This is a genomic window from Erwinia persicina, from assembly GCF_019844095.1.
Classification (GTDB): domain Bacteria; phylum Pseudomonadota; class Gammaproteobacteria; order Enterobacterales; family Enterobacteriaceae; genus Erwinia; species Erwinia persicina.
Genome location: NZ_CP082141.1, coordinates 2,029,380 through 2,053,631 on the forward strand (window position 1 = coordinate 2,029,380; position 24,252 = coordinate 2,053,631).

Below are 24,252 nucleotides of genomic sequence, written 5' to 3' on the forward strand. Positions count from 1 at the left end.
ATGAATGTGCAAGCTGTGTTAAATCGTTTGTGCCACACAGCCGTTTACGGCAGGATACCGCCCCCGGCTGGATGCCATACCCACGCGTGCCTTTGCTACGTTCCGGCAATCGACGCCTGTGCAGCCTCCCGCTGTGGAAACTAATAATAAGTGGAGAACCTGAATGACTCTAAGTACGCCAATGATGGTGACATTCTGTATTTACATTCTCGGCATGGTGTTGATTGGTTTCATCGCTTACCGTTCAACGAAAAACTTTGACGACTATATTCTGGGGGGCCGCAGTCTGGGGAGTTTTGTTACCGCGCTCTCCGCGGGAGCCTCGGATATGAGCGGCTGGCTGCTGATGGGCCTGCCCGGTGCCATCTTCCTCTCCGGTATCTCCGAAAGCTGGATTGCCATCGGCCTGACCCTGGGAGCCTACCTGAACTGGAAAATTGTCGCGGGCCGTTTGCGCGTGCAGACCGAGCATCACGACAATGCCCTGACGCTGCCGGACTATTTCTCCAGCCGCTTTGAGGACACCAGCAAACTGCTGCGGGTGATCTCTGCGCTGGTGATCCTGGTGTTCTTCACTATCTACTGTGCCTCCGGTGTGGTGGCCGGTGCCCGTCTGTTCGAAAGCACCTTCGGGATGAGCTATGAAACCGCCCTGTGGGCCGGTGCGGCGGCTACCATCGTCTATACCTTTGTTGGCGGTTTCCTGGCAGTCAGCTGGACCGATACGGTGCAGGCGACGCTGATGATTTTCGCCCTGATCCTGACGCCGGTGATGGTTATTCTGGCCGTCGGTGGCCTGGATGATGCGATGGCCGTCATCAGAGCGAAAAGCATTGAGAACGTTGATATGCTGAAAAACCTCAACTTTGTGGCCATTATTTCCCTGCTGGGCTGGGGGCTGGGCTATTTCGGTCAGCCGCATATTCTGGCGCGCTTTATGGCGGCAGACTCTCACCGCTCAATTCGTACCGCACGTCGTATCGGCATGATCTGGATGATCCTGTGTCTGGCTGGTGCCGTGGCGGTAGGCTTCTTTGGTATCGCCTATTTCCAGAACCATCCGGAACAGGCGGGTGAGGTGTCACAGAACGGCGAGCGTATCTTTATTGAGCTGACCCGCATTCTGTTTAACCCGTGGATTGCTGGTGTGTTGCTGTCGGCCATTCTGGCCGCGGTGATGTCCACCCTGAGCTGCCAGCTGCTGGTGTGCTCCAGCGCGCTGACAGAAGATCTGTATAAGAACTTCCTGCGCAAAGGGGCCAGCCAGCGCGAACTGGTGTGGGTAGGGCGCATGATGGTGCTGCTGGTGGCCGCCATCGCCATCGGTCTGGCGGCGAATCCGGATAACCGCGTGCTGGGTCTGGTGAGCTACGCCTGGGCCGGTTTCGGTGCGGCATTTGGCCCTGTGGTCTTGCTCTCACTGGTGTGGAAGCGCATGACGCGCAACGGGGCACTGGCAGGTATGATCGTGGGTGCCGTGACGGTGCTGGTCTGGAAGCAGTGGGGCTGGCTGGATCTCTACGAGATCATCCCGGGCTTCCTCTTCGCCAGCATTGCCATTGTGGTATTCAGCCTGTTCGGTAAAGCGCCATCGGCCGCCGCGCAGCAGCGTTTTGATGCCGCTGAAGCGGAATACCAGGCCGACTAACGGCTTCTCTGTCCGCTGGTACCGCCAGGCGCCAGCGGATCTTTCCCGCACTTCTTCTGCTGTTTTCCGCTCCCTTCCTGCCGTTAGCGTTACATTTGCTTAAATTTTACCCCCCGCAAAACGCGAAAATAAGCCCGCGCCATCTTGTATTTCCTTAGCCGATAATGATAATCGATATCGTTCTTATTTTACTTATCTTTACTGAATTTGACCGGATTTCACATTTGAGGTGTCAGGCATGTTTGTCCCGTTTCTGATTATGTTACGTGAAGGGCTGGAGGCGGCGCTGATTGTCAGCCTGATTGCCAGCTATCTGAAGCGGACGCAGCGAAGCCAGTGGTTTCCTGCCATGTGGGCGGGCGTGTTTGTGGCGGCTGCCCTGTGCCTTGCTCTCGGCTGGTTTATCAATGAAACCACCGGTGAATTCCCGCAGAAACAGCAGGAGCTGTTTGAAGGGCTGGTGGCCGTCATTGCCGTGGTGATCCTGACCTGGATGGTATTCTGGATGCGCAAAGTGTCGCGTAACGTCAAAGCCCAACTCGAAGATGCCGTCGACAGCGCGTTACAGAAGGGCAACAGCAGCGGCTGGGCGCTGGTGATGATGGTATTCCTCGCCGTCGCGCGCGAAGGCCTGGAATCCGTATTCTTTCTGCTGGCGGCCTTTCAACAGGACGTGGGCTATGCGCCGCCGCTGGGCGCGATGCTGGGTCTCGCCACGGCGGTGGTACTGGGCATGCTGATTTACTGGGGCGGCGTGCGCCTGAACCTCGCCAGCTTCTTTAAATGGACCAGCCTGTTTATCATTTTTGTCGCCGCCGGGCTGGCTGCGGGGGCAATACGCGCCTTCCATGAGGCCGGCCTGTGGAATCATTTTCAGGCGGTGGCGTTTGATTTCAGCCAGACCCTGACAACGCACAGCGTCTTCGGCACCCTGCTGGAAGGACTGCTGGGCTATCAGGAAGCCCCAAGCGTGAGCGAAGTGGCCGTCTGGTTTATCTATCTCGTTCCCGCGCTGCTGCTGTTTATGATGCCTGCGCGAACGGTTGCACCCTCTGCGCGCATCACGCGCTGAATCTGGCCGGACAGGTCACCGACCTGCCGCTTATAACACTTAGACTGGGAAGACCCTATGACCACTCATTTTCGCCGTCAGGCCCTGAATGTTGCCCTGCTGGCGGCGCTGACCTCGTCGGGCGCTGCACTGGCTGCGGATATTCCGCAGGTGAATGTCAGCGTGAACGACAAACAGTGTGAACCCATGTCCCTGACGGTTGATGCGGGAAAAACGCAGTTCATCATCAAAAACAACAGCCAGAAAGGGCTTGAGTGGGAGATCCTGAAAGGGGTGATGGTGGTGGAAGAGCGTGAAAATATCGCGCCGGGCTTTACGCAGAAGATGACGGCAAACCTGGAAGCGGGTGAATACGACATGACCTGTGGTCTGCTGAGTAATCCGAAAGGCAAGCTGATTGTCAAAGCCAGCGGCAGTAAGGTCAATGACGGCAAGCCGGATGTCTTACAACTGGTGGGGCCGATTGCCGATTATAAGCTGTATGTCACTAAAGAAGTGGAGCAACTGGTTGCCGGAACGAAAGCCTTTACCGATGCGGTAAAAGCGGGCGATCTGCAGAAGGCCAAAGCCCTGTTTGCCCCGACCCGTCAGCACTATGAGCGTATCGAACCGATTGCCGAGCTGTTCTCCGACCTGGATGGCGCGATTGATGCCCGTGAGGATGATTTTGAGAAGAAAGCCGAAGATCCTAATTTCACCGGTTTCCACCGCTTAGAAAAAGTGCTGTTTGCTGATAACACCACTCAAGGTCTGGATAAGTTTGCTGACCAGCTGTACAAAAATGTGCTGGATCTGCAAACCCGTATCAGCGAGCTGGCGTTCCCGCCGGGTAAAGTGGTGGGCGGTGCTGCCGGTCTGATTGAGGAAGTCGCGTCCAGTAAGATCTCGGGTGAGGAAGACCGCTACAGCCGCACTGACCTGTGGGATTTCCAGGCCAACGTTGATGGCGCGCAGAAAATTGTTAATCTGCTGCGTCCGCTGGTGCAGAAAGCCAATCCACAGCTGCTGGCGAAAGTGGACGGTAACTTCAAAAAGGTGGATACCATTCTGGCGAAATACCGTACCAAAGATGGCTATGAGTCTTACGATAAATTAACCGATGCTGACCGTACGGCACTAAAGGGTCCGATCACGGCATTAGCCGAAGATCTGGCGCTGCTGCGCGGCACGCTGGGTCTGGATTAAGCACAAATGGCAAAACCTGTTGATGACGTGGCACTGACGTCACGCCGTCGTTTACTGAAAGGGATGGGCATCCTCAGCGGTGCCCTTGCGCTGGCGGGCGGATGCCCGGCTCATGCAGCGGTCGATGAGAAAACTTCTTCCCCGGGCACCCTGTCTCCGGGGGCCCGCCAGGAGCGTCAGCCATTTTATGGCGCGCACCAGGCGGGGATCACCACCCCGCAGCAGGCGGCAATGATGCTGGTCGCCTTTGATGTGCTGGCCAGTGACAAAGCCGATCTGGTGCGGCTGTTTACGCTGTTAACCGACCGCATTGCGTTTCTGACCACCGGCGGTAAAGCCCCGCAGGTGACCAATCCGCAGCTGCCGCCGATGGATTCAGGCATTCTGGGCGATGATATTTACCCGGATAATCTGACAATTACCGTATCGGTGGGAAGCTCACTGTTTGACGAACGTTTCGGTCTGGCCGCCCTTAAGCCGCTGAAGCTGCAAAGGATGACACGCTTTCCTAACGATTCGCTGGATGCCAGCCTGTGTCACGGCGATTTGCTGCTGCAGATCTGCGCCAACACCAATGACACGGTGATCCACGCGCTGCGCGACATTATCAAGCATTCACCGGATCTGCTCAGTGTGCGCTGGCGGCGGGAAGGCTTTATCTCTGACCATGCTGCACGCAGTCGGGGCAAAGAAACGCCGATCAATCTGTTGGGCTTTAAGGACGGCACGGCTAATCCGGACAGTACCGATGGTCACCTGATGGACAACATCCTGTGGGTCAGCAGGGAGCAGGGCGAACCGGCATGGGCGGTGGGCGGCAGCTATCAGGCGACGCGCATCATTCAGTTCCACGTCGAGTTCTGGGATCGCACGCCGCTGCGTGAGCAGCAGACAATATTTGGCCGTGAAAAACACAGCGGTGCGCCGCTGGGCATGCATCATGAGCACGATGTCCCGGACTATGCCCGCGATCCCGACGGCGACGTCATTCCCATGGATGCCCATATCCGTCTGGCGAACCCACGCACGCCGGAAACACAAAGCAGCCTGATGTTGCGCCGGGGGTACAGCTACTCACTGGGGGTGTCTAATGCCGGACAACTGGAAATGGGGCTGCTGTTTGTCTGTTACCAGCACGATTTGGAGAAAGGTTTTCTCACCGTGCAGAAACGTCTTAACGGCGAAGCGCTGGAAGAATATATAAAGCCGATTGGCGGTGGTTATTTCTTTGTGCTACCTGGCGTACCGAATGCACAGCACTTCCTGGCCCAGGGATTGCTTGAAGCCTGATCTTATTTAGCGGATTGTTCTTAATCCGCTAACCTTCCTCTGGCCTGCCCGTTCGGTGGCCATCATCAATAAACGGCAGTGGCTTAAATGCACTACGTTTGCTCGTTTTTTAACCACCCGTTTTAATAATCAATAGATTTTAACGCATTGATTTAAATCATTTTAATGTGATTGTAATAATAAGGTTAAAAAAAGTGTTGCATTTTTTCACTAATATGAAGAATATGAAATTGCTGTTGATTTTCGCATATAGTTTTCCACTCTGGAGATAGCGAATGCAGAAAACCGTTACCCGGTCAGTCGTCAAAAAGTCTCATTTCGCAAAATTTTGCGGGGAATTTATTTCCTCTTCAGCTTTCTCTTCTTTTACAACTCAACGGCGTTTCCATTCCTTTAACTCTTTACGATGTTCAACAGAAACTTATTCTGTCGTTCATTTGTGCTGATGGCCAGACAAGGCTTAAAAGGAAGCCACGACCTCTAAAGCGTTCACGTAATCGCATCGATATGACGGATGCGGGAAATGAAACCAACTGTAAGGTGCCACTATGGGAAGACAGAAAGCAGTGATCAAAGCGCGTCGTGAAGCAAAACGTGTGCTTCGTAGCGATTCACGCAGTCATCGTCAGCGTGAAGAAGAGTCGGTCACCTCGCTGGTGCAGATGGGTGGGCTGGATTCAATTGGCATGGCACGCGACACCCGCGATCATTCCGCCATTGAAGCCAGAAATGAAGCTCAGGCGCACTATCTCCATGCCATAGAAAATAAAAAACTGATCTTCGCTACCGGCGAAGCAGGGTGCGGTAAGACCTGGATCAGTGCGGCGAAAGCCGCCGAGGCCCTGATACATAAGGATGTCGACAGGATTATTGTTACACGCCCGGTCTTGCAGGCGGATGAGGATCTCGGGTTCCTCCCCGGCGATATCTCAGAGAAATTTGCGCCATACTTCCGGCCGGTCTATGACGTTCTGGTTAAACGTCTGGGTTCATCCTTTATGCAGTACTGTCTGCGTCCTGAAATTGGCAAAGTAGAAATTGCCCCCTTTGCCTATATGCGCGGTCGTACCTTCGAGAATGCGGTGGTGATTCTGGATGAGGCGCAGAATGTGACCGCCGCCCAAATGAAGATGTTCTTAACCCGCCTTGGGGAAAACGTCACGGTGATCGTCAATGGCGATATCACGCAGTGTGATTTGCCTGCCCATGTGAAGTCCGGCCTCAGCGACGCGATGGCGCGCTTCGAGGAAGATGAGATGATTGGCGTGGTGCGTTTCGATAAAGAGGATTGCGTGCGTTCTGAACTCTGCCAGCGCGCACTGCAGGCCTACAGCTAACCTGACTTATGCAGACAAAAGCCCGGCTCTGGCCGGGCTTTTTTATGGTTATTTGTCGATGCCAAAGCCCTGCTGCAGGATCGCGGGCTGAACGTCCGGGAAATAAATATTCTGGTAATAGCTGGCGGTGTTATTACCCCAGTTATCGCCATCCTCGCGCCCGGTGCTCTGCCAGTGAGCCACCAGCACCCGGTTATAGGCCTTAATCACGTCCGGCAGGATCGCGGCATCATAACGCTCGTTGTGACGGAAGCCCGCCAGTGACATACGTGGCTTCTGCACGGCCGGCTGGTCGATATAACCCAGCACCACACCGGCAACCGGGAACGTCAGCTCGGGCAGGTTGAGCAGTTCGACCATGGCCTGCGGCTGACGACGGATACCGCCGATAGGCACCACGCCAAGGCCGTGAGAGCGGGCCGCTGTCATCACCGCACCCAGGGCAATACCGATGTCGGTGGCCCCGGAAATCAGGCTCTCCAGGCTTTCATGAGCAATCTGCGATTTCCCTTCTGCTTCAATACCCAGCTGGCTTTTATGCATATCCAGTACGAAGGTGATAAACACCGGTGCCTGGGCGATCCACGGCTGGCCGCCGGCAATTTCAGCAATGCGGGCGCGTGTGGCGGCGTCACGGACGACCACCAGCGAGACCTGCTGAGAGTTAACGGAGGTTGGCGCACGCCAGGCCGTTTCGATGATGTCATCCAGCACGGCATCGTCAATAGGTTTATCAAGGTAGCTGCGATCGCTGCGATGGCTTTTCAGCAGTTGAGTGACTTCATTCATGGGATAACCTGGTTAGGATTGAGAAAGTGGCGCAAGCTGCTAAGAATAGTGAAGGTGGGGACAATCCAGTAACCCGTTTGTGCGGCCGATCACATTTTGTACGGCACGACATCGCAGGCCTGCGGCTGTGCAAAACGGCGGTCCTGCCGTTTTGTCGACCCCTTACGAGGGTTCTTCACGCCCTCTCTGACGGTGCAACAGGCAAAAAAAATGCCTGAACTTTCGCTCAGGCATTCTCTTGAAATAGGGTGGTGAGAGAGGGGGCTCACGCGCGCCATCCCTGGCGCTCGCCCTGCGGGCAGCCTGCGGCTGTGCAAAACGGCGGTCCTGCCGTTTTGTCGACCCCTTGCGAGGGTTCTTCACGCCCTCTCTGACGGTGCAACAGGCAAAAAAAAATGCCTGAACTTTCGCTCAGGCATTCTCTTGAAATAGGGTGGTGAGAGAGGGGGCTCACGCGCGCCATCCCTGGCGCTCGCCCTGCGGGCAGCCTGCGGCTGTGCAAAACGGCGGTCCTGCCGTTTTGTCGACCCCTTGCGAGGGTTCTTCACGCCCTCTCTGACGGTGCAACAGGCAAAAAAAATGCCTGAACTTTCGCTCAGGCATTCTCTTGAAATATGGTGGTGAGAGAGGGGTTCGAACCCTCGATACGTTGCCGTATACACACTTTCCAGGCGTGCTCCTTCAGCCACTCGGACACCTCACCATATTTTTACTGCCGTTACCCGCAGGGGGCAACGGGGCGCTACTATAGGCAGTCGCGGTTATTGGGTCAAGCAGTATTTTCCCCTGTGCTTCTATTCGCTTAACTCATGAGCAGCGGGAAAAACACACCGTCATTGCGCGCAGGAGTGAAATCTTATTGTCACCGCCCTGACACGTAAATGAAATAGTTGTATCGCAAACTGACCCCCTGAAATATTAAGTAAAATTTATTCATGGAGATCGCCACTAATGAAACATAAAGCCTTCGCTCTATCCCTGCTGACTTCACTGATCTGCGCTTCGGCCATGGCGGATATGGCCACCTACCAGCGTGCCGCCCAGGGCGATATTACCCAGCCTGGCGGGGCAAGACGCCTTACCGAAGATCAGACCGAAGCACTGAAGGCATCCCTGAGCAATACCACCGCGAAAAACGTCATTTTGCTGATTGGTGATGGCATGGGCGACTCTGAAATTACCGCAGCACGTAACTATGCTGAAGGCGCGGGCGGTTTCTTTAAAGGGATTGATGCCTTGCCATTGACCGGGCAGTACACCCACTATTCACTGGACAAGAAAACACATAAACCCGACTACGTCACCGATTCAGCCGCCTCTGCGACCGCATGGGCAACGGGCGTGAAGTCTTACAACGGTGCAATTGGCGTGGACGTTAACGGAAAGGATTATCCAACGCTGCTGGAGCTGGCGAAAGCCGCCGGTAAAGCCACGGGCAACGTGTCTACCGCCGAGCTCGAAGATGCCACACCGGCTGCGCAGATTGCCCATGTCACCTCACGTAAGTGCTACGGCCCGGTAAAAACCAGTGAACTCTGTGCCAGCAACGCGCTGGAAAAAGGCGGAAAGGGCTCCATTGCCGAGCAACTGCTGAACGCCCGCGCCGATGTGACGCTGGGCGGCGGTGGCAAAACCTTTGCAGAGACGGCAAAAGCAGGGGAGTGGCAGGGTAAAACGCTGGAAGAGCAGGCAAAACTGCGTGGCTATCAGTGGGTGAACGATCTGGACGGCATGAACGCGCTGACAGAAGCCAGTGACGCTAAGCCGGTACTGGGCCTGTTTGCCGACGGCAATATGCCGGTACGCTGGAAAGGGCCGAAAGCCACTTATCACGGCAACCTCGACGGTAAACCCATTACCTGTGAAGTGAACGCAGAACGTCCGGCCTCAACCCCGACACTGGCGCAGATGACGGAGAAAGCGATTTCCCTGTTGGACCGTCAGAAGAAAGGCTTCTTCCTGCAGGTGGAAGGAGCCTCTATCGATAAGCAGGACCATGCTGCCAACCCGTGTGGTCAGATTGGTGAAACCGTCGATCTGGATGAAGCGGTGCAGAAAGCACTGGCGTTTGCACGCAAAGATGGCAATACGCTGGTGATTGTGACGGCTGACCATGCGCATTCCAGCCAGATTATTGCCAATGACAGCAAAGCACCCGGCCTGACGCAGACGCTGATCACCAAAGATGGCAGCCCGATGACCATCAGCTACGGCAATTCTGAAGAAGATTCCCAGGGACACACCGGGACGCAGCTGCGCATTGCGGCTTACGGCCCGCATGCGGCCAACGTGGTGGGCCTGACCGATCAGACCGATCTGTTCTATACCATCAAAGCGGCACTGGCTATCAAATAAAGGGTTTTCCGGGCGTTTACCGCCCGGTTCCTGCGGTCCTGCGGTCCTGCCGTTTTGTCGACCCCTTGCGAGGGTCCTTCACGCCCTCTCTGACGGTGCAACAGGCAAAAAAAATGCCTGAACTTTCGCTCAGGCATTCTCTTGAAATAGGGTGGTGAGAGAGGGGGCTCACGCGCGCCATCCCTGGCGCTCGCCCTGCGGGCATCCTGCGGCTGTGCAAAACGGCGGCCCTGCCGTTTTGTCGACCCCTGGCGAGGGTTCTTCACGCCCTCTCTTACTGTGCAACAGGCAAAAAAAATGCCTGAACTTTCGCTCAGGCATTCTCTTGAAATAGGGTGGTGAGAGAGGGGGCTCACGCGCGCCATCCCTGGCGCTCGCCCTGCGGGCAGCCTGCGGCTGTGCAAAACGGCGGTCCTGCCGTTTTGTCGACCCCTTGCGAGGGTTCTTCACGCCCTCTCTGACGGTGCAACAGGCAAAAAAAATGCCTGAACTTTCGCTCAGGCATTCTCTTGAAATATGGTGGTGAGAGAGGGGTTCGAACCCTCGATACGTTGCCGTATACACACTTTCCAGGCGTGCTCCTTCAGCCACTCGGACACCTCACCATATTGTTGCCGCAGCCGGGGCTGCTGACCGGCGCTAATGTAGGGGAAAACGCCCGCTGCGGTCAACCGTCATTCCAGAAAAATGCGTGCGTTTAGTCAGTTTTACACCACTTTGCTGCTTTAAACGGCAGTAGCACCGTTCTCTCGTCACTTTCCCCCCTATCTGTGCCGCCGCTGCCGGTGAAAAGGTGCATAATGATCCGCTTCATTTGGCAGGAAATACTGAGGTTAGTTGTGGAGCAGTCCAACCCTATACCCCAACAGCGCGTGCCGGGCGGTACCGGCGCGCTGTTCTTTATTCAAATCTTCGCCACCATGGGCTTTGCTGTGCTGTACTCCAGCCTGGTGCTGTACGCTACCAAGCGTTTAGGGTTCAGTGAAGGGCAGGCCAATACCATGATGGGCGTATTTGGCGCCTTTAATTACGGCTTGCATCTGTTTGGTGGCTATCTGGGCGGGCGTTTCCTCAGCAACCGCAATCTGTTTGTGCTGGGCATGGCCCTGCAGGTGGCAGGATGCTGGACGCTTTCAGGACAGAGTGCGGAAGGGCTGTACTGGGGGCTGGCGATGTTCCTCACCGGCAGCGGTCTGAATGTCACCTGCATCAATATGATGCTGACCCAGCGCTTCAGACCGGAGGATAACCGCCGTGAGAGCGCCTTCCTGTGGAACTACGCCGGGATGAACCTCGGCTTCTTTCTTGGTTTCACCGGTGCGGGCTATTTCCAGCTGAGTGAGCACTATGAGGCGTTGTTCCTGTTCGCCACCGTCGGTAATGCTGTTGCCATTGTGATCTCGCTGCTGTGCTGGAAGATCCTTGCCGATATCAATACCCCCTTGCTACAGGCCAGCCCGCGTCAGTTCCGCTGGCGAATGTTTGGCGGGCTGGCGGTGCTGCTCCTGCTGGTGCCGACGATTCGACTGATGCTTAACCATGCGGGCTTTACCGGGACCTTTGTTCTCGTGCTGGGGGCGGCGATTTTCCTGCTGTTGTGCCTGACTACGCTGCGCCACCGTCCCCGCGACGAGCAGCGCCGGATGGGGGCTTATCTGATTCTGGCGCTCGGTTCACTGGTGTTCTGGACCCTGTATCAGCTGGCGCCGATGGGACTGATGCTGTTCACCGAACACAACATCAACCTCAACGTCTGGGGAATCCGCGTGGCTCCGCAGTGGGTGCAGAATATCAATACGCTGGTGATTGTTATCGGTGGGCCGCTGCTGGCGCTGCTGTTCCGTAACCTGCGTGAGCGCGCATGGCGCATTGATATTCCGCTACAGTTCTCTGCTTCTTTATTCTTCATTGGTCTTGGTATGCTGGTTCTGCCGCTGGGTATTGCGCTGGCGGGGGGCGATGGCATTGTGGCGTTCAAATGGATCGTCATCAGTTACATCCTGCAGAGCATCGGTGAGCTGCTGATTTCCCCCATCGGTTACGCGATGATCGGCAGACTGGCTCCGGCACGCTACCAGGGGGTGATGATGGGCTGCTGGATGATGGTCACCGGCGTCGCATCGGTACTGTCGGGTCACGTCTCTGCACTGATGCCAGAAAACAGCGGCAGCACGCCACTGCTGACCAATCCGGGCTACAGCCATATCTTCAGTCTGCTGGGCTGGGGCAGTGCCGGGACAGGGCTGCTGCTGGTGTGTCTGATCCCGTTCTTACGCCGACTGATCCAACAGGTTGAACATCGCTAACCAGACCGGGGCAGACCGCTGCCCCAGATTTCACTTGCCAGCCGCGCGATTTTCTACCATAAACAGAAAAACAGGAGAAAAAACGTGGATATCATTTTTTATCATCCGTTCTTTAAGGCAGAAACCTGGATCAACGGCTTGCAGCAGCGTTTACCCCAGGCCCGCATTCGCCAGTGGCAGCCCGGTGACAACGGCCCGGCGGATTTTGCACTGGTACGCCAGCCGCCGGTGGAGATGCTGGCGGGGCGCGAGCTGAAAGCCGTGTTTGCACTGGGTGCCGGGGTGGACGATATCCTCAGCCAGTTGCGGGACAATCCCGGAATGCTGTCGCCCGGTGTGCCCCTTTTTCGCCTTGAGGATACCGGCATGGGCCGTCAGATGCAGGAGTACGCCGTGTATCACGTGCTCGGCTGGTTCCGCCGCTTTCCTGAATATCAGAAACAAAAAATCGAAACGCTCTGGCATCACCTGCCCAACCGCGCCCGCAGTGATTTCTCCATCGGCATTCTGGGGGCCGGGGTGCTGGGCCGCAGCGTGGCACAAAGCCTGCTGGCGTGGGACTTTCCGGTCAGTTGCTGGAGTCGCTCACCTAAGCAGATCGATGGCGTGACCAGCTTTCACGGGGAGGCGGGGCTGGGCGCGTTTCTTTCTTCCACCCGCGTGCTGATTAACCTGCTGCCGAATACGCCGCAGACGGAAGGCATTCTGAACCGGGCGCTCCTCAGCCAGCTTAAACCCGGCGCTTTCCTGCTGAACCTGGCGCGTGGGGCGCATCTGGTGGAAGCCGATCTGCTGGCAGCGATGGAGGCCGGAGAAGTCAGCGCCGCCGCGCTGGACGTGTTTAACCATGAGCCGCTCCCGGCGGAACATGCGTTCTGGTCGCATCCGGATATCGCTATCACGCCGCATAATGCGGCTGTAACCTTACCCGACGAAGCTATGGACTATATTGCTCAGGCGGTACTGCGATGTGAGCGTGGCGAAATGCCGCCAGGACGCGTGGATATCAGCCGTGGCTATTAACGAAAAGGAGAGAACTCATGTACCCCGTTGACCTGCATATGCATACCGTCGCCAGTACCCATGCCTACAGTACGCTACGTGACTACGTTTTACAGGCGCAGACCTGTGGCGTAAAGCTGCTGGCGATAACCGACCATGGTCCGGATATGGCCGATGCCCCGCACTACTGGCACTTCGTTAATATGAAAGTCTGGCCGCGCCTGGTGGACGGCGTTGGCATCCTGCGCGGCATTGAGGCGAATATAAAAAATGTTCAGGGCGAGATAGACTGCAGCGGCCCGATGCTGGACTCGATTGATATTATCGTCGCCGGCTTCCACGAACCGGTATTGCCCCCGCAGGATAAGGCGACCAATACCGAAGCGATGATCGCCACGATGGCGAACGGGCTGGTGCATATCATCAGCCACCCGGGCAACCCGAAATACCCGATCGACATTCAGGCGGTGGCCGAAGCCGCCGCGAAGTACGACGTGGCGCTGGAGCTGAATAACTCCTCCTTTACCACCTCCCGCCTCGGGAGCGAACCGAACTGCCGCGCGGTGGCCGCTGCGGTGCGCGATGCCGGTGGCCGTCTGGCCCTGGGCTCGGATTCGCACACGGCCTTTACCCTCGGCAACTTCGATCACTGCCTGCGCATTATGCGCGAGGTGGATTTTCCTGAAGATCGCGTGTTAAATGTCACGCCGCGCCGCCTGCTGGACTTTTTAACGCTGCGCACCGGCAGAGAAATTACCGAATTCGCTGATATGTGACACTGTCACACATAACCCCTAACGGAACTGAAAGACATGAATGAGTTTTCCATCATCTGCCGCATTCTGGGCTCGCTGTATAATCGCCAGCCTCAGGACCCGCTGCTGGTGCCGCTGTTTACCCTTCTGCGCGAAGGCAAGTTACAGCAGAACTGGCCGCTGGAGCAGGATGAGCTGTTAACCCGCCTGCAGCAGAACAGCGATCCCGCTCTGCTTGCTGCTGATTACAATGCGCTGTTTGTCGGGCCGGAATGTAAGGTGTCGCCGTATGCATCGCAGTGGGAGAATGGCCCACAGGAAGCCGATGTCCGTGCTTTTCTCGGCCCGCGTGGGATGCCGTTGACCGATGCGCCTGCCGATCATATCGGCGCGCTGTTACTGGCCGCATCCTGGCTGGAAGATCAGTCAGAAGAGGATGAGAGCCAGGCGCAAATCCAGCTGTTTGATGATTTCCTGATGCCGTGGGTCGGTGCCTTCCTCGGCAAGGTTGAGGCGCATGCGGAAACGGCGTTTTACCGTACGCTGGCCGCCATCAGCCGTGAGGCCATCCAGGCAATGCGTGACGAGCTGGAAGATGAAGCACAGGGCACGCCGGAATAACGGCTGTCCTGCGCATTAAACGGGCCGCTCCTCACCGGGGCGGCCTTTTTTTATCCGTCAGCCGGTCAGGCGTCAGCGCCAGACCGGTGGGGCGGAGCCGAACGGGGAAGGGGCGCGGGACCAGGCCAGCGGAGTACCGGGCAGCCAGAACGGCGACCGCAGCCGGTAACTGATGCCCCATGGAGAGATCAGCGCCTCCGGATCGTCATCCTGCGGCCGACGCGGTCCCAGACCCGCGGGCTGTGCGTCCTGCGGATAAGGTGCATCGGTCAGCAGACAGGCGGTGCGCGCCAGTGACAGGCGGGCGGTAAAGCCGGTGCCGTGCAGCAGACGCTGGCGTAATCCCTCCAGCACGGCGGCGGCCATCATATAACCTGTTGCGTGATCCAGCGCCTGTACCGGCAGCGGCACCGGGGCGTCACTGCCCTGCCACAGGCGGCCGCGCTCGGCGATGCCGCAGGCCATCTGCACCAGGCTGTCAAACCCGCGCCGGTTGCGCCAGGGGCCGGTCCAGCCCCAGGCATTCAGGCTGACCTCCACCAGCCCGGGCTTGTGCTGCTGCAGTGACTCGCTGTCATAACCCAACTGGCTCAGTGCATCGGCGCGGTAGCCGTGCACCAGCACATCGCTCTGGCTGAGTAACTGCTCAAACTGCTGGCGGCCACCGGCGGTCTTCAGATCGAGGCGCGCGCAGCGTTTTCCGGGGGTGATCTCTTCTTCCAGCGAAGGCTCCTGCCAGCCGGGTGGATCGATGCGCAGTACTTCTGCTCCCAGTCCGGCCAGAAATCGCGTGGCCACCGGCCCGGCAATAATGCGCGTCAGATCAAGCACGCGCACGCCGAGCAGTGGTCGCGCCGCAGGCAGACGCCATGCCGGCATCGGGCCGCAGGCCTGCAGTGTCTGTTCGATCAGTGACTCCCGGCTGACGCTCTGTCCCTGCGGATGCTGCTGCCATTCGCTGTGACTGCGCAGCGCGGCAGCGCAGCCGCCTGCGTCCACGACAGCCTGTTCCAGATCGCTTTTACGCCATGCCGCCACGGCGGCGGCCAGCTGCTGACGGCTGGCGTGTCGGCCCAGCACCTGCTCCATGGCTGCACGGTGATGCGGGGCGTTAGTGTGCAGGCGCAACCAGCCGTCCGCCGTGGCGTAGTCCCCGGCAAAGGCATCCCACAGGGGAGGCGTCGGGCGGTTAACCGGACGCAGCACCTGTTGAAACCAGCGCGAGGCCAGCGTGCCGTCAACTGTCACGGTAGCCGCCGCCCCAGTCAGGCTGGCGGTGGCCTGCGCGGCCAGAGCGAAGCTGGTCGCTGCCAGTTCACTGACCGGATAAGCAGAGACCAGTGCCTGCTCGCCGGTGATGCGAAGTTCAGGCAGGGGCGTGCTGCTGTTGCGCAGCCCGTGCCACAGCTGTTGCCACAGGGCAGTGCTCAGGCGATGATCCATTCGGCTCTCCTTGATCGTTGCTCAGGAACGGGGGCGATTTTTCCGCTGGCGGTCATAGCGAAAGCGCGACAGGCGGGCGTGCATCTTCAGATTACGCAGGTTAATTACCGCGATGGCCGTCCCGACAATCACCAGCAACGCCCCGATAGCCTTGTAGCTGTTCATACTGTCCCCCAGTACCACAACGCCCATAATGACGGCCAGCACCGGGGTAAGCAGCGAGTAAGGCATAATCAGATTGACGTTGTAATGTTTCAGCAGGCTGTACCACAGGGAGTACGCCACGATGGATGAACCAATAGCGCTGAACAGAATGCCAAACCAGCCCCGCCATGATGAGTGTAGCAGCAGATGAAGCTGATCAGACTCCGTCATCCACGAAGCCAGTGCCACCAGCGGAATGGCAAAAAAGGACAGCCAGCCGGTAAGGGTTAACGGGCTGATGGGCGGTGATTTTTTTACAATCAGATTACTGATCGCCCAGCCAAAGGCGCTGAGGATCAGCATCAGGAATATCCAGAAATTGGGGATGGTCGGGCTGCCAGCCAGCACCACCACGCCGCTCAGGGACAGGGCGATGCCCACCAGCTGGATCAGGCGGAGTTTCTCTTTCAGGATCACCATGGCCAGCAGCATGGCGATCGGGGTTCCCAGTTGAACGATCACCGCCGCGGTTCCGGCATCGGTATACTTCAGGCTGACAAACAGCAGAGAAAAGTGCATAAAACCGAAAGTAAAGCCAAGCGGTATCAGATACCAGAGTTGCTGACGGGTGACGCGGGTAAAGGGCACCAGGATCAGAGCCACAACGACAAAGCGCAGGGTGATCATCAGCAGGGGGGGCAGGTCGAGCAACCCCCATTTAATGGCGATGTTATTAAACGCCCAGATAGACACCACCAGCAAAATCAGTAAAAAATGACGCAAAGCCACCGCAAAGTCCTTAGCAAACGAAGTAGTCCTGATAATCATGGCATGAAAACCGCCGCTTGAGGCGCTGATCTGCGCAGTTTTTTTTCGCAACCGGTAGCGCAGAGGGGGACGGGAACCCGGTGCGTTATCAATACAATACAAGAAAATGTTATGAGACAGCGCGCCGGCGAGCTGCCATGATAATTGCCGGGGTAACGGCCCCGCAGCGATCTGAGGATGAAGAACGATGACAGTGAGACTTCCTTTAGCGATTATCCAGCTTGAATCACCGCCCGCGGCAGTCAGTGCGCGCGTCGGCGAACAGACGCAGTGGTTTGTGGACGCCCTGGATCTGTCAGGGAGTGACTATATTGTCGTCCGCCCGGATCGGGGGGAGGCGCTGCCCGATGTGCGTGCGCTCTCTGCCGCCCTCCTCAGCGGCTCCTGGGCAATGGTGACCGACCGTGCCGACTGGAGCGAACGCACCGCCGCCTGGGTGCGCGGGGCAGTGGCCGATGGTTTGCCGTTACTGGGCGTCTGCTACGGACACCAGCTGATGTCTTATGCCCTGGGGGGCAACGTCGGAGATAACCCGGCGGGATGGGAGCGGGGTCTGATCGCCGTGACGGGCGGTGAGGCAATGCGGCAGGACCCGCTGCTGTCGGCACTTCCCGATCGGTTCACCGCCTGGCTTTCACACCGCCAGTCGGTACTGACGCCACCGCCGGGCGCGCAGGTGCTGGCCCACTCGGCGCAGGAGGGTTGTCAGATTATCCGCTACAGTGCACAGGCGCTGTCGGTGCAGTTTCATCCTGAATTCACCCCTGCGATTATGACCGCCTGCCTGCAGAACAGCCTGAGCGAGGGAGAGGTTGCCCGCCTGATGACGGCGCAGCCGACCCCGCAGTGGCCACGCCAGTTACTGCGCGCTTTCTGGCAGCAGGTGCAGCCCGTCGCTATACGGGCGTAACACTGGCGGCCCGGCCGCACGCTTCTCGCTGCGGCCCTGTGCGCTGCCTCACAGCGCAAGGCTAAAATCCTTATTTCCTTTCGATACCGTCACAGTTTACGGCCCGGCAATCTGACATGCTCACCGTTATTGATAATGTTAATAATGGGTTGTTTTATTGTTAACGTTAAGTTCGCCACGGCGATGTCTTTAACAGGAGAGCGACGATGCGCTATGCATATCCGGGCAGTAACGAGTCTCTGATTACCCTGCAATCGCAGTATGGTAACTACATCAACGGGGAATTTACCCCGCCGGTTAACGGTACCTGGTTTACCAATACCTCTCCGATCAATGGATCGGTGATTGGCGACTTTCCTCGCTCCGACAAAGACGACGTGGAAAAGGCGCTGGATGCCGCGCACGCCGCCGCTGACGCGTGGGGCAAAACGTCGGTGCAGTCCCGCTCTCTTACGCTGCTGAACATTGCTGACCGTCTGGAGCAGCACCTGGAGATGCTGGCGGTCAATGAGACCTGGGATAACGGCAAGCCGGTGCGTGAAACGCTGGCGGCCGATCTGCCGCTGGCCGTGGATCACTTCCGCTATTTTGCCGGCTGTCTGCGTGCCCAGGAGGGCACGGCGGCGGAAATTGATGAGTTCACTGCGGCCTATCATTTCCATGAACCGCTGGGGGTGGTGGCACAGATTATTCCCTGGAACTTCCCGCTGCTGATGGCCGCGTGGAAGCTGGCTCCGGCGCTGGCCGCGGGCAACTGCGTGGTGCTGAAACCGGCCGAGCAGACCCCGCTGTCGATCACGCTGTTCGTCGGGCTGATCGGCGACCTGCTGCCTGAAGGCGTGCTGAATGTCATCCATGGCTTCGGGCGTGAAGCCGGGGAGGCGCTGGCCTCCCACCCGCGCATTGCCAAAGTGGCCTTTACCGGTTCCACCGCGACCGGCGGGCATATCCTTGAGCTGGCGGCAAAAAATCTGATCCCTTCAACCGTGGAGCTGGGCGGGAAGTCACCGAACATTTTCTTTGAAGATATTATGCAGGCGGAGCCGTCATTTATTGAGAAAGCGGCAGAAGGCGTGGTGCTGGGCTTCCTTAACCAGGGGGAAGTCTGTACCTGTCCGTCACGCGCGCTGGTGCAGGAGTCGATTTATGAACCCTTTATGGCTGCGGTGATGAAGCGGGTCAAAACCATCAGGCGCGGTGACCCGATGGATACCGATACCATGGTGGGCGCGCAGGCCTCGCAGCAGCAGTTTGACAAAATCCTCTCTTATCTGGACATTGCGCAGAAGGAGGGGGCGGAAATCCTCACCGGCGGCGGCGTGGAAAAACTGCAAGGAGAGCTGGCCACCGGATATTATATTCAGCCGACCCTGCTGAAGGGTAACAACAGCATGCGCGTGTTTCAGGAAGAGATCTTCGGGCCGGTGGTGGGGATTACCACCTTTAAAGATGAAGCGGAAGCCATCGCCATGGCCAACGACACCATCTACGGCCTGGGGGCCGGAGTGTGGACGCGCGATATTAACCGCGCTTATCGGGTCGGCCGCGCCATAAAGGCGGGGCGGGTGTGGACTAACTGTTATCACCTTTATCCGGCGCATGCCGCCTTTGGTGGCTATAAAAAATCAGGGATTGGCCGCGAAACGCATAAAATGATGCTCGATCACTATCAGCAGACCAAAAACCTGCTGATCAGCTACAGCATAGAACCTCTGGGCTTTTTCTGAATGCACTGGCCGGGCTCCCCCGGCCAGTTTTTCTCCCTCTGCCGGCTTCAGCGGTGTGACCACCGATCGTCCGCGCATGCCCGGGTGTGCCTGACGGACGCCGTCGGTGATCCCGGCTGCTCTCTTTTATCACCAATCATTACCTCTCCTGTTATTTTCCGTTTAGTGTGCGCCGGGCGAAAGCGTCTGCAGACCCTGATCTGTAGAGGTTCAGGCTTTGAGGGCGTGCTCAGGGTTGAGGTTTTTTGATAAGACATGCTTAATCTATCAGGCGGATTTATCACTCAGACCCGAAAGTGCCACAGAATGTTACGGCGGGTAATCAAAAGGGCCTGGTGTGGCGACATCCACAGCGGAAAGATGAAAAAATGACTGGGTAGCCCTTCGCAGGGAGAGCGTGGGAGAGAGGCAGTCAAGGATCTGCTGGCAGGGAGAGAGGAAGATCCGTCACCGGTTACCACAACAATTTCAATCAGCCTGTTCTGTTTTTTCATCCCGATGGGCCATGCTTCCGGTTACCGCGGCGCGGTCTCGTCACCAGAAAACGTAACCAGCTATTTCTGTACTATTCAGCCCGTCCCTCGTGCTACCCGAAAGTGATTTCATTAACACCACGATTTTAATCGTTATTCTCCTTCAGAACGCTAAATACCGTGACCGTTCTTTTCGTCAAGCCCTGAGGGCAGGTTACAGGCTGACATCTCTTTGACTGGGATTTTTCCCGAACGTGCCGTTCGTTGACGCTTTGTTAATCTCAGTGCGCGGCGAAAATTAAACGCAGGTGAGAGAAAAAGAAACATTAAGATTAAATTAAGGCAGGAAGAATATTCGAAAATTAATAATGAAGCGTTTAAGTTTTGTTTAATTTTAATTTACCTGCAGATTTTCATATTTCAATTTATGTCTCATTTTAATTTTTCTTATGGAATTTATTTTAAGAACTAAGTTTTATCCTAAACACATACATGGGGCGTATGCAGCGTTGTCTTTTTTATTGTTCTGGTGTTAATTAAAAACAAATCCGAACAGGTGAGAGTAATGTGATGACGCAAAAATTGCTGTCAGTGGTCATCCCTGCGTATAACGTAGAGAATTATATTGTTGAATGTGTTGATTCACTGCTGTCGCAAATACCGGCACCGAATGAATTAATTATCGTTAATGACGGTTCAACCGATAATACACTGGCCCGGATCGAGGCTCGCTTCGGTAATGATGCACGGGTCAGGGTCGTCAGCGTGGAAAATGGCGGGGCGGGACGGGCGCGTGACCACGGCATTCAGCTTGCCAGTGGTGAGTATGTGTTCTGTTGTGACCCGGATGATGTTGTTTGTGAAGGGTTTTACGCTGAATTCTCTGCACGGGTGGTACAGTATCCTGCGCTGGAGTTGTTCTGTTTTAACTCGGAGATTTTCTCCGACGGTAACCCGGCAGACAGCTGGCCGAAGGTGCAGCATACGCTGTCCGGGTTGTCCTCTTCGCAAACCGTTTTTCGCCATCTGCTGCGCAAGGGCGCCTACACCTCAGCCAGCTGGAATTATGTTCTGAAAAAAGAAATCATAGACAGATTTAATTTGAAATATATTGATCGGGTTCATGAAGATCATTGTTACACGCTCGATGCTTTCCTGCGAACCCGTGTCGCCTTTGTCAGCGAGAACGTTTATTACCGGCAGCGATTACGTCGCGGGTCGTTAACTAATGGCGTTAAAGCAGAAGGATATTTCCGTCAGCGTTACGATGCCTTTGTTCAGTCTTATGAAAAAATGATCAGGCTGACCGCCGACCTCGACGACCGCAGTGAGTTACGACGCTTATATCTTATTCACTCATTTAAACTGATGATCCATCTGTCGCTGTCCAGTGGAAAGTCCGTGCCGGAATATGTGCATCATGCGATTGAATATTTCGGGAAAAATCTGAAACCAGGGGGCGCGGCTAACTGGCTGCTGTTAAGACAGCCGGAATTGTACTCTAATCTGCTCAGGATAAAGCGGAGTCTTCGCAAAGCATGAAGGGATTTTTTTTAAAGGTCAGGGGCTGATGGCTAAAGTTATCGATAAAACGCTGTTAATTAATGTGCTGTCGCTACTGGCGTATCGCGGTGCTTCATTTATCATTCCACTGGCAACGCTGCCTTATCTGGCACGTGTCCTCGGTGTTGAACATATGGGGCTGCTGGCGCTGGGCCTGGCCTGCGTGATGTACTGCAGCACCATCTCGGATTGGGGGTTTAACGTTTATACCACCAAAGACATTGCCCAGCACCGGGATGACAAGCAACGCGTCACCCAGCTATTCTGGTCGACGTTTAATGCCAAACTCCTGCTGGGTACCGCCTCGCTGGCGGTGCTGCTGGTCGTCACCTGGCTCAATCCCGCCTGGCACGCGCTGTTCTTTATTGCGCTGGCCAACTCAACGGTATTATACGGGCAACTGCTCTCTTTTGGCTGGCTGATGCAGGGCTTCGAGAAGCTCGGTAAAACGGCGGTCATTTCCACCGTGGGTCAGCTGACGTCTATTCCGCTAACCTTCCTGCTGGTCAAGACACCGGAAGATACGTGGCTGGCCGCGCTGGTGCCCGGGGTAGTGGCGTTTGTCACCGCCATCATTACGCTGACTTTTGTGGTTAAAATGCGTGTCATTGGCGCTTACCGCTTCGAGCCGGGCGAGATCCTGCAGCGCACGAAAGACAGCCTGCACGTCTTTATGTCCATTCTGGGGGCCAACCTCTTCAACAACATTAATGTGCTCATTCTGGCAAGTATGACCAATACCTACATGGTGGGTCTGTATAACGGCTCTGACCGTCTGAAGAAGGCCGCTAACTCGGTGCCGGAACAGATCGGTAACGCTTTTTTCCCGCGAGTCAGTCACCTTTTCCATAAGGATCGCGCTGCCGCGGTGGCGGCGACGCGTAAAAGCATCAGCCTGTCGTTTGGCCTCAGCGTGTTTATCGTGATCTTCACCTTCTTTTTTGCGGATTTTGTTGTACGACTGCTGCTGGGCCCGGCATTTCACGCATCGGCTGACGTCCTGCGTATTGCCGTATGCGGCTTTATCTTTGGTAACATCAGCTACCCGGCAGGCCTGCAAATCCTTATTCCACATGGCCTGGCGAAGCAGCGGATGTACCTGATGTTTATCGTCGGTGCGGCGAACATTCCGTTCTGTTGCCTGATGGCGTGGAAGTTTGGTGCCCTCGGGGCGGCCTGTGCGCTGGTGTTCTCAGAGGTGCTGGTGTTTATCGGCATCATTTATCTGCTGGTGAAACACAACATCCTGAAAACCTACCTGGCCCGGCCCGCGGCATATCAGCGTCCGGGCAACGAACAGGCTTGATCGGCGGCGTCACTTCCGCTCCAGGCGGGACTGACGCCAGTTCATTAACGGCGTGACGGAAATGCCGTGCACCACCACGCTGGCCACGATCAGTGTAAAAGCCATATCGGCCATGCGCGCGGCGTCGGCACCCGCCAGACCGTGCGTATAGGCCCAGGCGATGTAGTTAATGCTGCCGATGCCGCGGATCCCCAGCCAGCCAATGGTGGCGCGCTGCAGACCCGGGGCGGGCGTCCCGACAGTGGCCAGCCACACTGACAGGGGGCGAATGGCGAAAAACAGCAGCGCGGCCAGCCACAGCCCGGTGGTATTCCAGTGCTGCGCCAGCGTTACCCCCAGAACGATAATAATCGCTGCAGCAAACAGACGCTCAATGGTGTCGCCAAAGGAGAGCGCATCGCTGACCACCAGCCCCGCCGATCGTGCCGGATGGGTCTGGTCGGTCTGATGGCGCGCATTAGGGTTTACCAGCTCCTCCGCAGGCGGATGGTATTCACTCTCCCGGAACTCTTCCGTCGGGAAATGGCGCACCACGCGCATCTCGGCGCGGCGCAGGCCGACGCCTGCCGCAAAGGCCGACAGAAAACCGGAGGCATCCAGCGACTGCGCAAGGGCGTAGCTGAGAGCGATCAGCGCCAGCGCCAGGAAGTCATTGGGGGCGACATCCTGATGCGTGTGTCTCAGATGTGAGGCGTACTGGCCAATCAGCCTGCCCAGCCCAAAACCGATAGCGCTGCCGCCTGCTACCGCCCACAGGACATCCTTCAGCGCCCAGTGCGTGATAAACGACCAGGACATCTCACCGCCGCCGGCGATCAGCGCGACCGCCAGCATCAGCAGCGGCAGGGCGGTGCCGTCGTTCAGCCCCGCCTCGCTGGAAAGCGAGACGCGCAGATTATCGTCGTCGCGGGCGTCGTTAACCGAGATCAGACTGGCCAGCACCGGGTCAGTTGGCGCAACGATGGCACCGAACGCCAGCGACAGCGGCCAGGAAAAGCCAACCAGAAAGTGCGCGGCCAGCGTCACGCCCGCTACCGTCAGCAGCATGGCGGGAAACGCCAGCCGCAGCCCCATTCGCCAGCCCGGGCTGTTCAGCGGCAGACGCAGCTTGAGGCCAGTGATAAACAGTGAGGCCGCCATGGCAATTTCGGTCAGATTTTTTGCCAGAGGCGCGTGGGCGGCAATATCGATCCGCAGCAGATCCAGTACCCAGGGTCCGCAGAGGATCCCGGCAATCAGGTAAAGTGCGAACGAAGTGACCGGGCCACGGCTTATCCAGCCTGAGGCCAGCGACATCAGTAACAGCAGCCCTCCTGTGGCCGCCATCCAGCCAAGAAATCCCATTTTGTCTCCCGTTGTGATTCAGCCGTGTTTAATTTTGTCCTGTAGAGGATAGATAACTTATCGCCAGTCATGGGGAGATATGTGCGCGAGGGCAGCGGCATGCAGGAAAAAAAAGGGCGGGAGGCGATATTCGCTCCGACAGACGGTGAGCTGT

The 24,252-nt window shown here is 56.9% G+C and carries 18 protein-coding genes and 2 tRNA genes; 14 read left to right on the forward strand and 6 right to left on the reverse strand.

Annotated elements, in window-relative coordinates; translation table 11 throughout:
- Positions 1-163: 163 nt before the first annotated feature.
- From putP to phoH, 5 genes are all read left to right on the forward strand, one after another.
- On the forward strand, positions 164-1,648 hold the full coding sequence (gene putP / locus K6L24_RS09100) for a sodium/proline symporter PutP (protein ID WP_062742534.1): 1,485 nt from the start codon (positions 164-166) through the stop codon (positions 1,646-1,648).
- Positions 1,649-1,886: 238 nt separating this feature from the next.
- Positions 1,887-2,720 carry an iron uptake transporter permease EfeU gene (efeU, locus tag K6L24_RS09105; RefSeq protein ID WP_062742532.1) on the forward strand — a complete coding sequence of 278 codons (834 nt, stop codon included), beginning with the start codon at positions 1,887-1,889 and terminating at the stop codon, positions 2,718-2,720.
- A 57-nt stretch (positions 2,721-2,777) separates the two neighbouring features.
- Positions 2,778-3,905: an iron uptake system protein EfeO gene (efeO, locus tag K6L24_RS09110; RefSeq protein ID WP_118663987.1), complete on the forward strand. Its 1,128-nt coding sequence runs from the start codon at positions 2,778-2,780 to the stop codon at positions 3,903-3,905.
- Positions 3,906-3,911: 6 nt separating this feature from the next.
- On the forward strand, positions 3,912-5,195 hold the full coding sequence (efeB, locus tag K6L24_RS09115; protein WP_222682216.1) for an iron uptake transporter deferrochelatase/peroxidase subunit: 1,284 nt from the start codon (positions 3,912-3,914) through the stop codon (positions 5,193-5,195).
- Between the two features lie 548 nt (positions 5,196-5,743).
- Complete coding sequence (gene phoH, locus K6L24_RS09120) at positions 5,744-6,532, forward strand: phosphate starvation-inducible protein PhoH (protein ID WP_062742529.1); 789 nt, start codon at positions 5,744-5,746, stop codon at positions 6,530-6,532.
- A 48-nt stretch (positions 6,533-6,580) separates the two neighbouring features.
- Here the strand turns inward: phoH and K6L24_RS09125 are convergent, their stop codons facing one another.
- Together K6L24_RS09125 and K6L24_RS09130 are read right to left on the reverse strand one after the other, a co-directional pair.
- Positions 6,581-7,321 carry an NADPH-dependent oxidoreductase gene (locus K6L24_RS09125; protein ID WP_062742528.1) on the reverse strand — a complete coding sequence of 247 codons (741 nt, stop codon included), beginning with the start codon at positions 7,319-7,321 and terminating at the stop codon, positions 6,581-6,583.
- A gap of 615 nt (positions 7,322-7,936) precedes the next feature.
- Positions 7,937-8,024: transfer RNA gene (locus tag K6L24_RS09130), tRNA-Ser, on the reverse strand.
- Positions 8,025-8,272: 248 nt separating this feature from the next.
- Here K6L24_RS09130 and phoA point away from each other — a divergent pair.
- Entirely contained in the window at positions 8,273-9,676 is a 1,404-nt protein-coding gene (gene phoA, locus K6L24_RS09135; protein WP_062749671.1) for an alkaline phosphatase, read from the forward strand.
- 517 nt (positions 9,677-10,193) lie between these two features.
- Here phoA and K6L24_RS09140 read toward each other — a convergent pair.
- Positions 10,194-10,281 (reverse strand) — tRNA-Ser (locus K6L24_RS09140).
- A 195-nt stretch (positions 10,282-10,476) separates the two neighbouring features.
- Between K6L24_RS09140 and K6L24_RS09145 the strand changes: the two genes are divergently transcribed.
- The 4 genes from K6L24_RS09145 to K6L24_RS09160 all read left to right on the forward strand — a co-directional run bounded on the left by K6L24_RS09145 (position 10,477) and on the right by K6L24_RS09160 (position 14,360).
- A complete protein-coding gene (locus K6L24_RS09145) occupies positions 10,477-11,982 on the forward strand; it encodes a peptide MFS transporter (protein WP_084344209.1) in 1,506 nt (501 codons plus the stop codon).
- 84 nt (positions 11,983-12,066) lie between these two features.
- Entirely contained in the window at positions 12,067-13,005 is a 939-nt protein-coding gene (gene ghrA / locus K6L24_RS09150; RefSeq protein ID WP_118663990.1) for a glyoxylate/hydroxypyruvate reductase GhrA, read from the forward strand.
- Positions 13,006-13,022: 17 nt separating this feature from the next.
- A complete protein-coding gene (locus K6L24_RS09155) occupies positions 13,023-13,760 on the forward strand; it encodes a phosphatase (RefSeq protein WP_187509017.1) in 738 nt (245 codons plus the stop codon).
- Positions 13,761-13,796: 36 nt separating this feature from the next.
- Positions 13,797-14,360, forward strand: a complete 564-nt coding sequence (locus K6L24_RS09160; protein WP_062746397.1) for a TorD/DmsD family molecular chaperone — start codon at positions 13,797-13,799, stop codon at positions 14,358-14,360.
- Between the two features lie 72 nt (positions 14,361-14,432).
- Here K6L24_RS09160 and K6L24_RS09165 read toward each other — a convergent pair whose 3' ends face one another.
- Together K6L24_RS09165 and K6L24_RS09170 are read right to left on the reverse strand one after the other, a co-directional pair.
- Positions 14,433-15,803 (reverse strand): CoA transferase, encoded by a 1,371-nt coding sequence (locus tag K6L24_RS09165; protein ID WP_118663991.1) that lies wholly within the window; start codon positions 15,801-15,803, stop codon positions 14,433-14,435.
- 21 nt (positions 15,804-15,824) lie between these two features.
- Positions 15,825-16,736 carry a DMT family transporter gene (locus K6L24_RS09170; RefSeq protein ID WP_062746432.1) on the reverse strand — a complete coding sequence of 304 codons (912 nt, stop codon included), beginning with the start codon at positions 16,734-16,736 and terminating at the stop codon, positions 15,825-15,827.
- A gap of 226 nt (positions 16,737-16,962) precedes the next feature.
- On the opposite strand from K6L24_RS09170, the gene K6L24_RS09175 reads away from it, so the two are divergent.
- From K6L24_RS09175 to K6L24_RS09190, 4 genes are all read left to right on the forward strand, one after another.
- The gene (locus tag K6L24_RS09175; protein WP_062746392.1) at positions 16,963-17,685 is read left to right on the forward strand and encodes a glutamine amidotransferase; all 723 of its coding nucleotides are present in this window, start codon (positions 16,963-16,965) and stop codon (positions 17,683-17,685) included.
- A 206-nt stretch (positions 17,686-17,891) separates the two neighbouring features.
- Positions 17,892-19,412 (forward strand): acetaldehyde dehydrogenase ExaC, encoded by a 1,521-nt coding sequence (exaC, locus tag K6L24_RS09180; RefSeq protein WP_062746389.1) that lies wholly within the window; start codon positions 17,892-17,894, stop codon positions 19,410-19,412.
- 1,043 nt (positions 19,413-20,455) lie between these two features.
- Complete coding sequence (locus tag K6L24_RS09185; RefSeq protein WP_222682217.1) at positions 20,456-21,427, forward strand: glycosyltransferase family 2 protein; 972 nt, start codon at positions 20,456-20,458, stop codon at positions 21,425-21,427.
- 28 nt (positions 21,428-21,455) lie between these two features.
- Positions 21,456-22,754 (forward strand): flippase, encoded by a 1,299-nt coding sequence (locus tag K6L24_RS09190; protein ID WP_118663994.1) that lies wholly within the window; start codon positions 21,456-21,458, stop codon positions 22,752-22,754.
- A gap of 9 nt (positions 22,755-22,763) precedes the next feature.
- Here K6L24_RS09190 and K6L24_RS09195 read toward each other — a convergent pair whose 3' ends face one another.
- Entirely contained in the window at positions 22,764-24,098 is a 1,335-nt protein-coding gene (locus tag K6L24_RS09195) for a cation:proton antiporter (protein ID WP_137270068.1), read from the reverse strand.
- Positions 24,099-24,252: the final 154 nt, after the last annotated feature.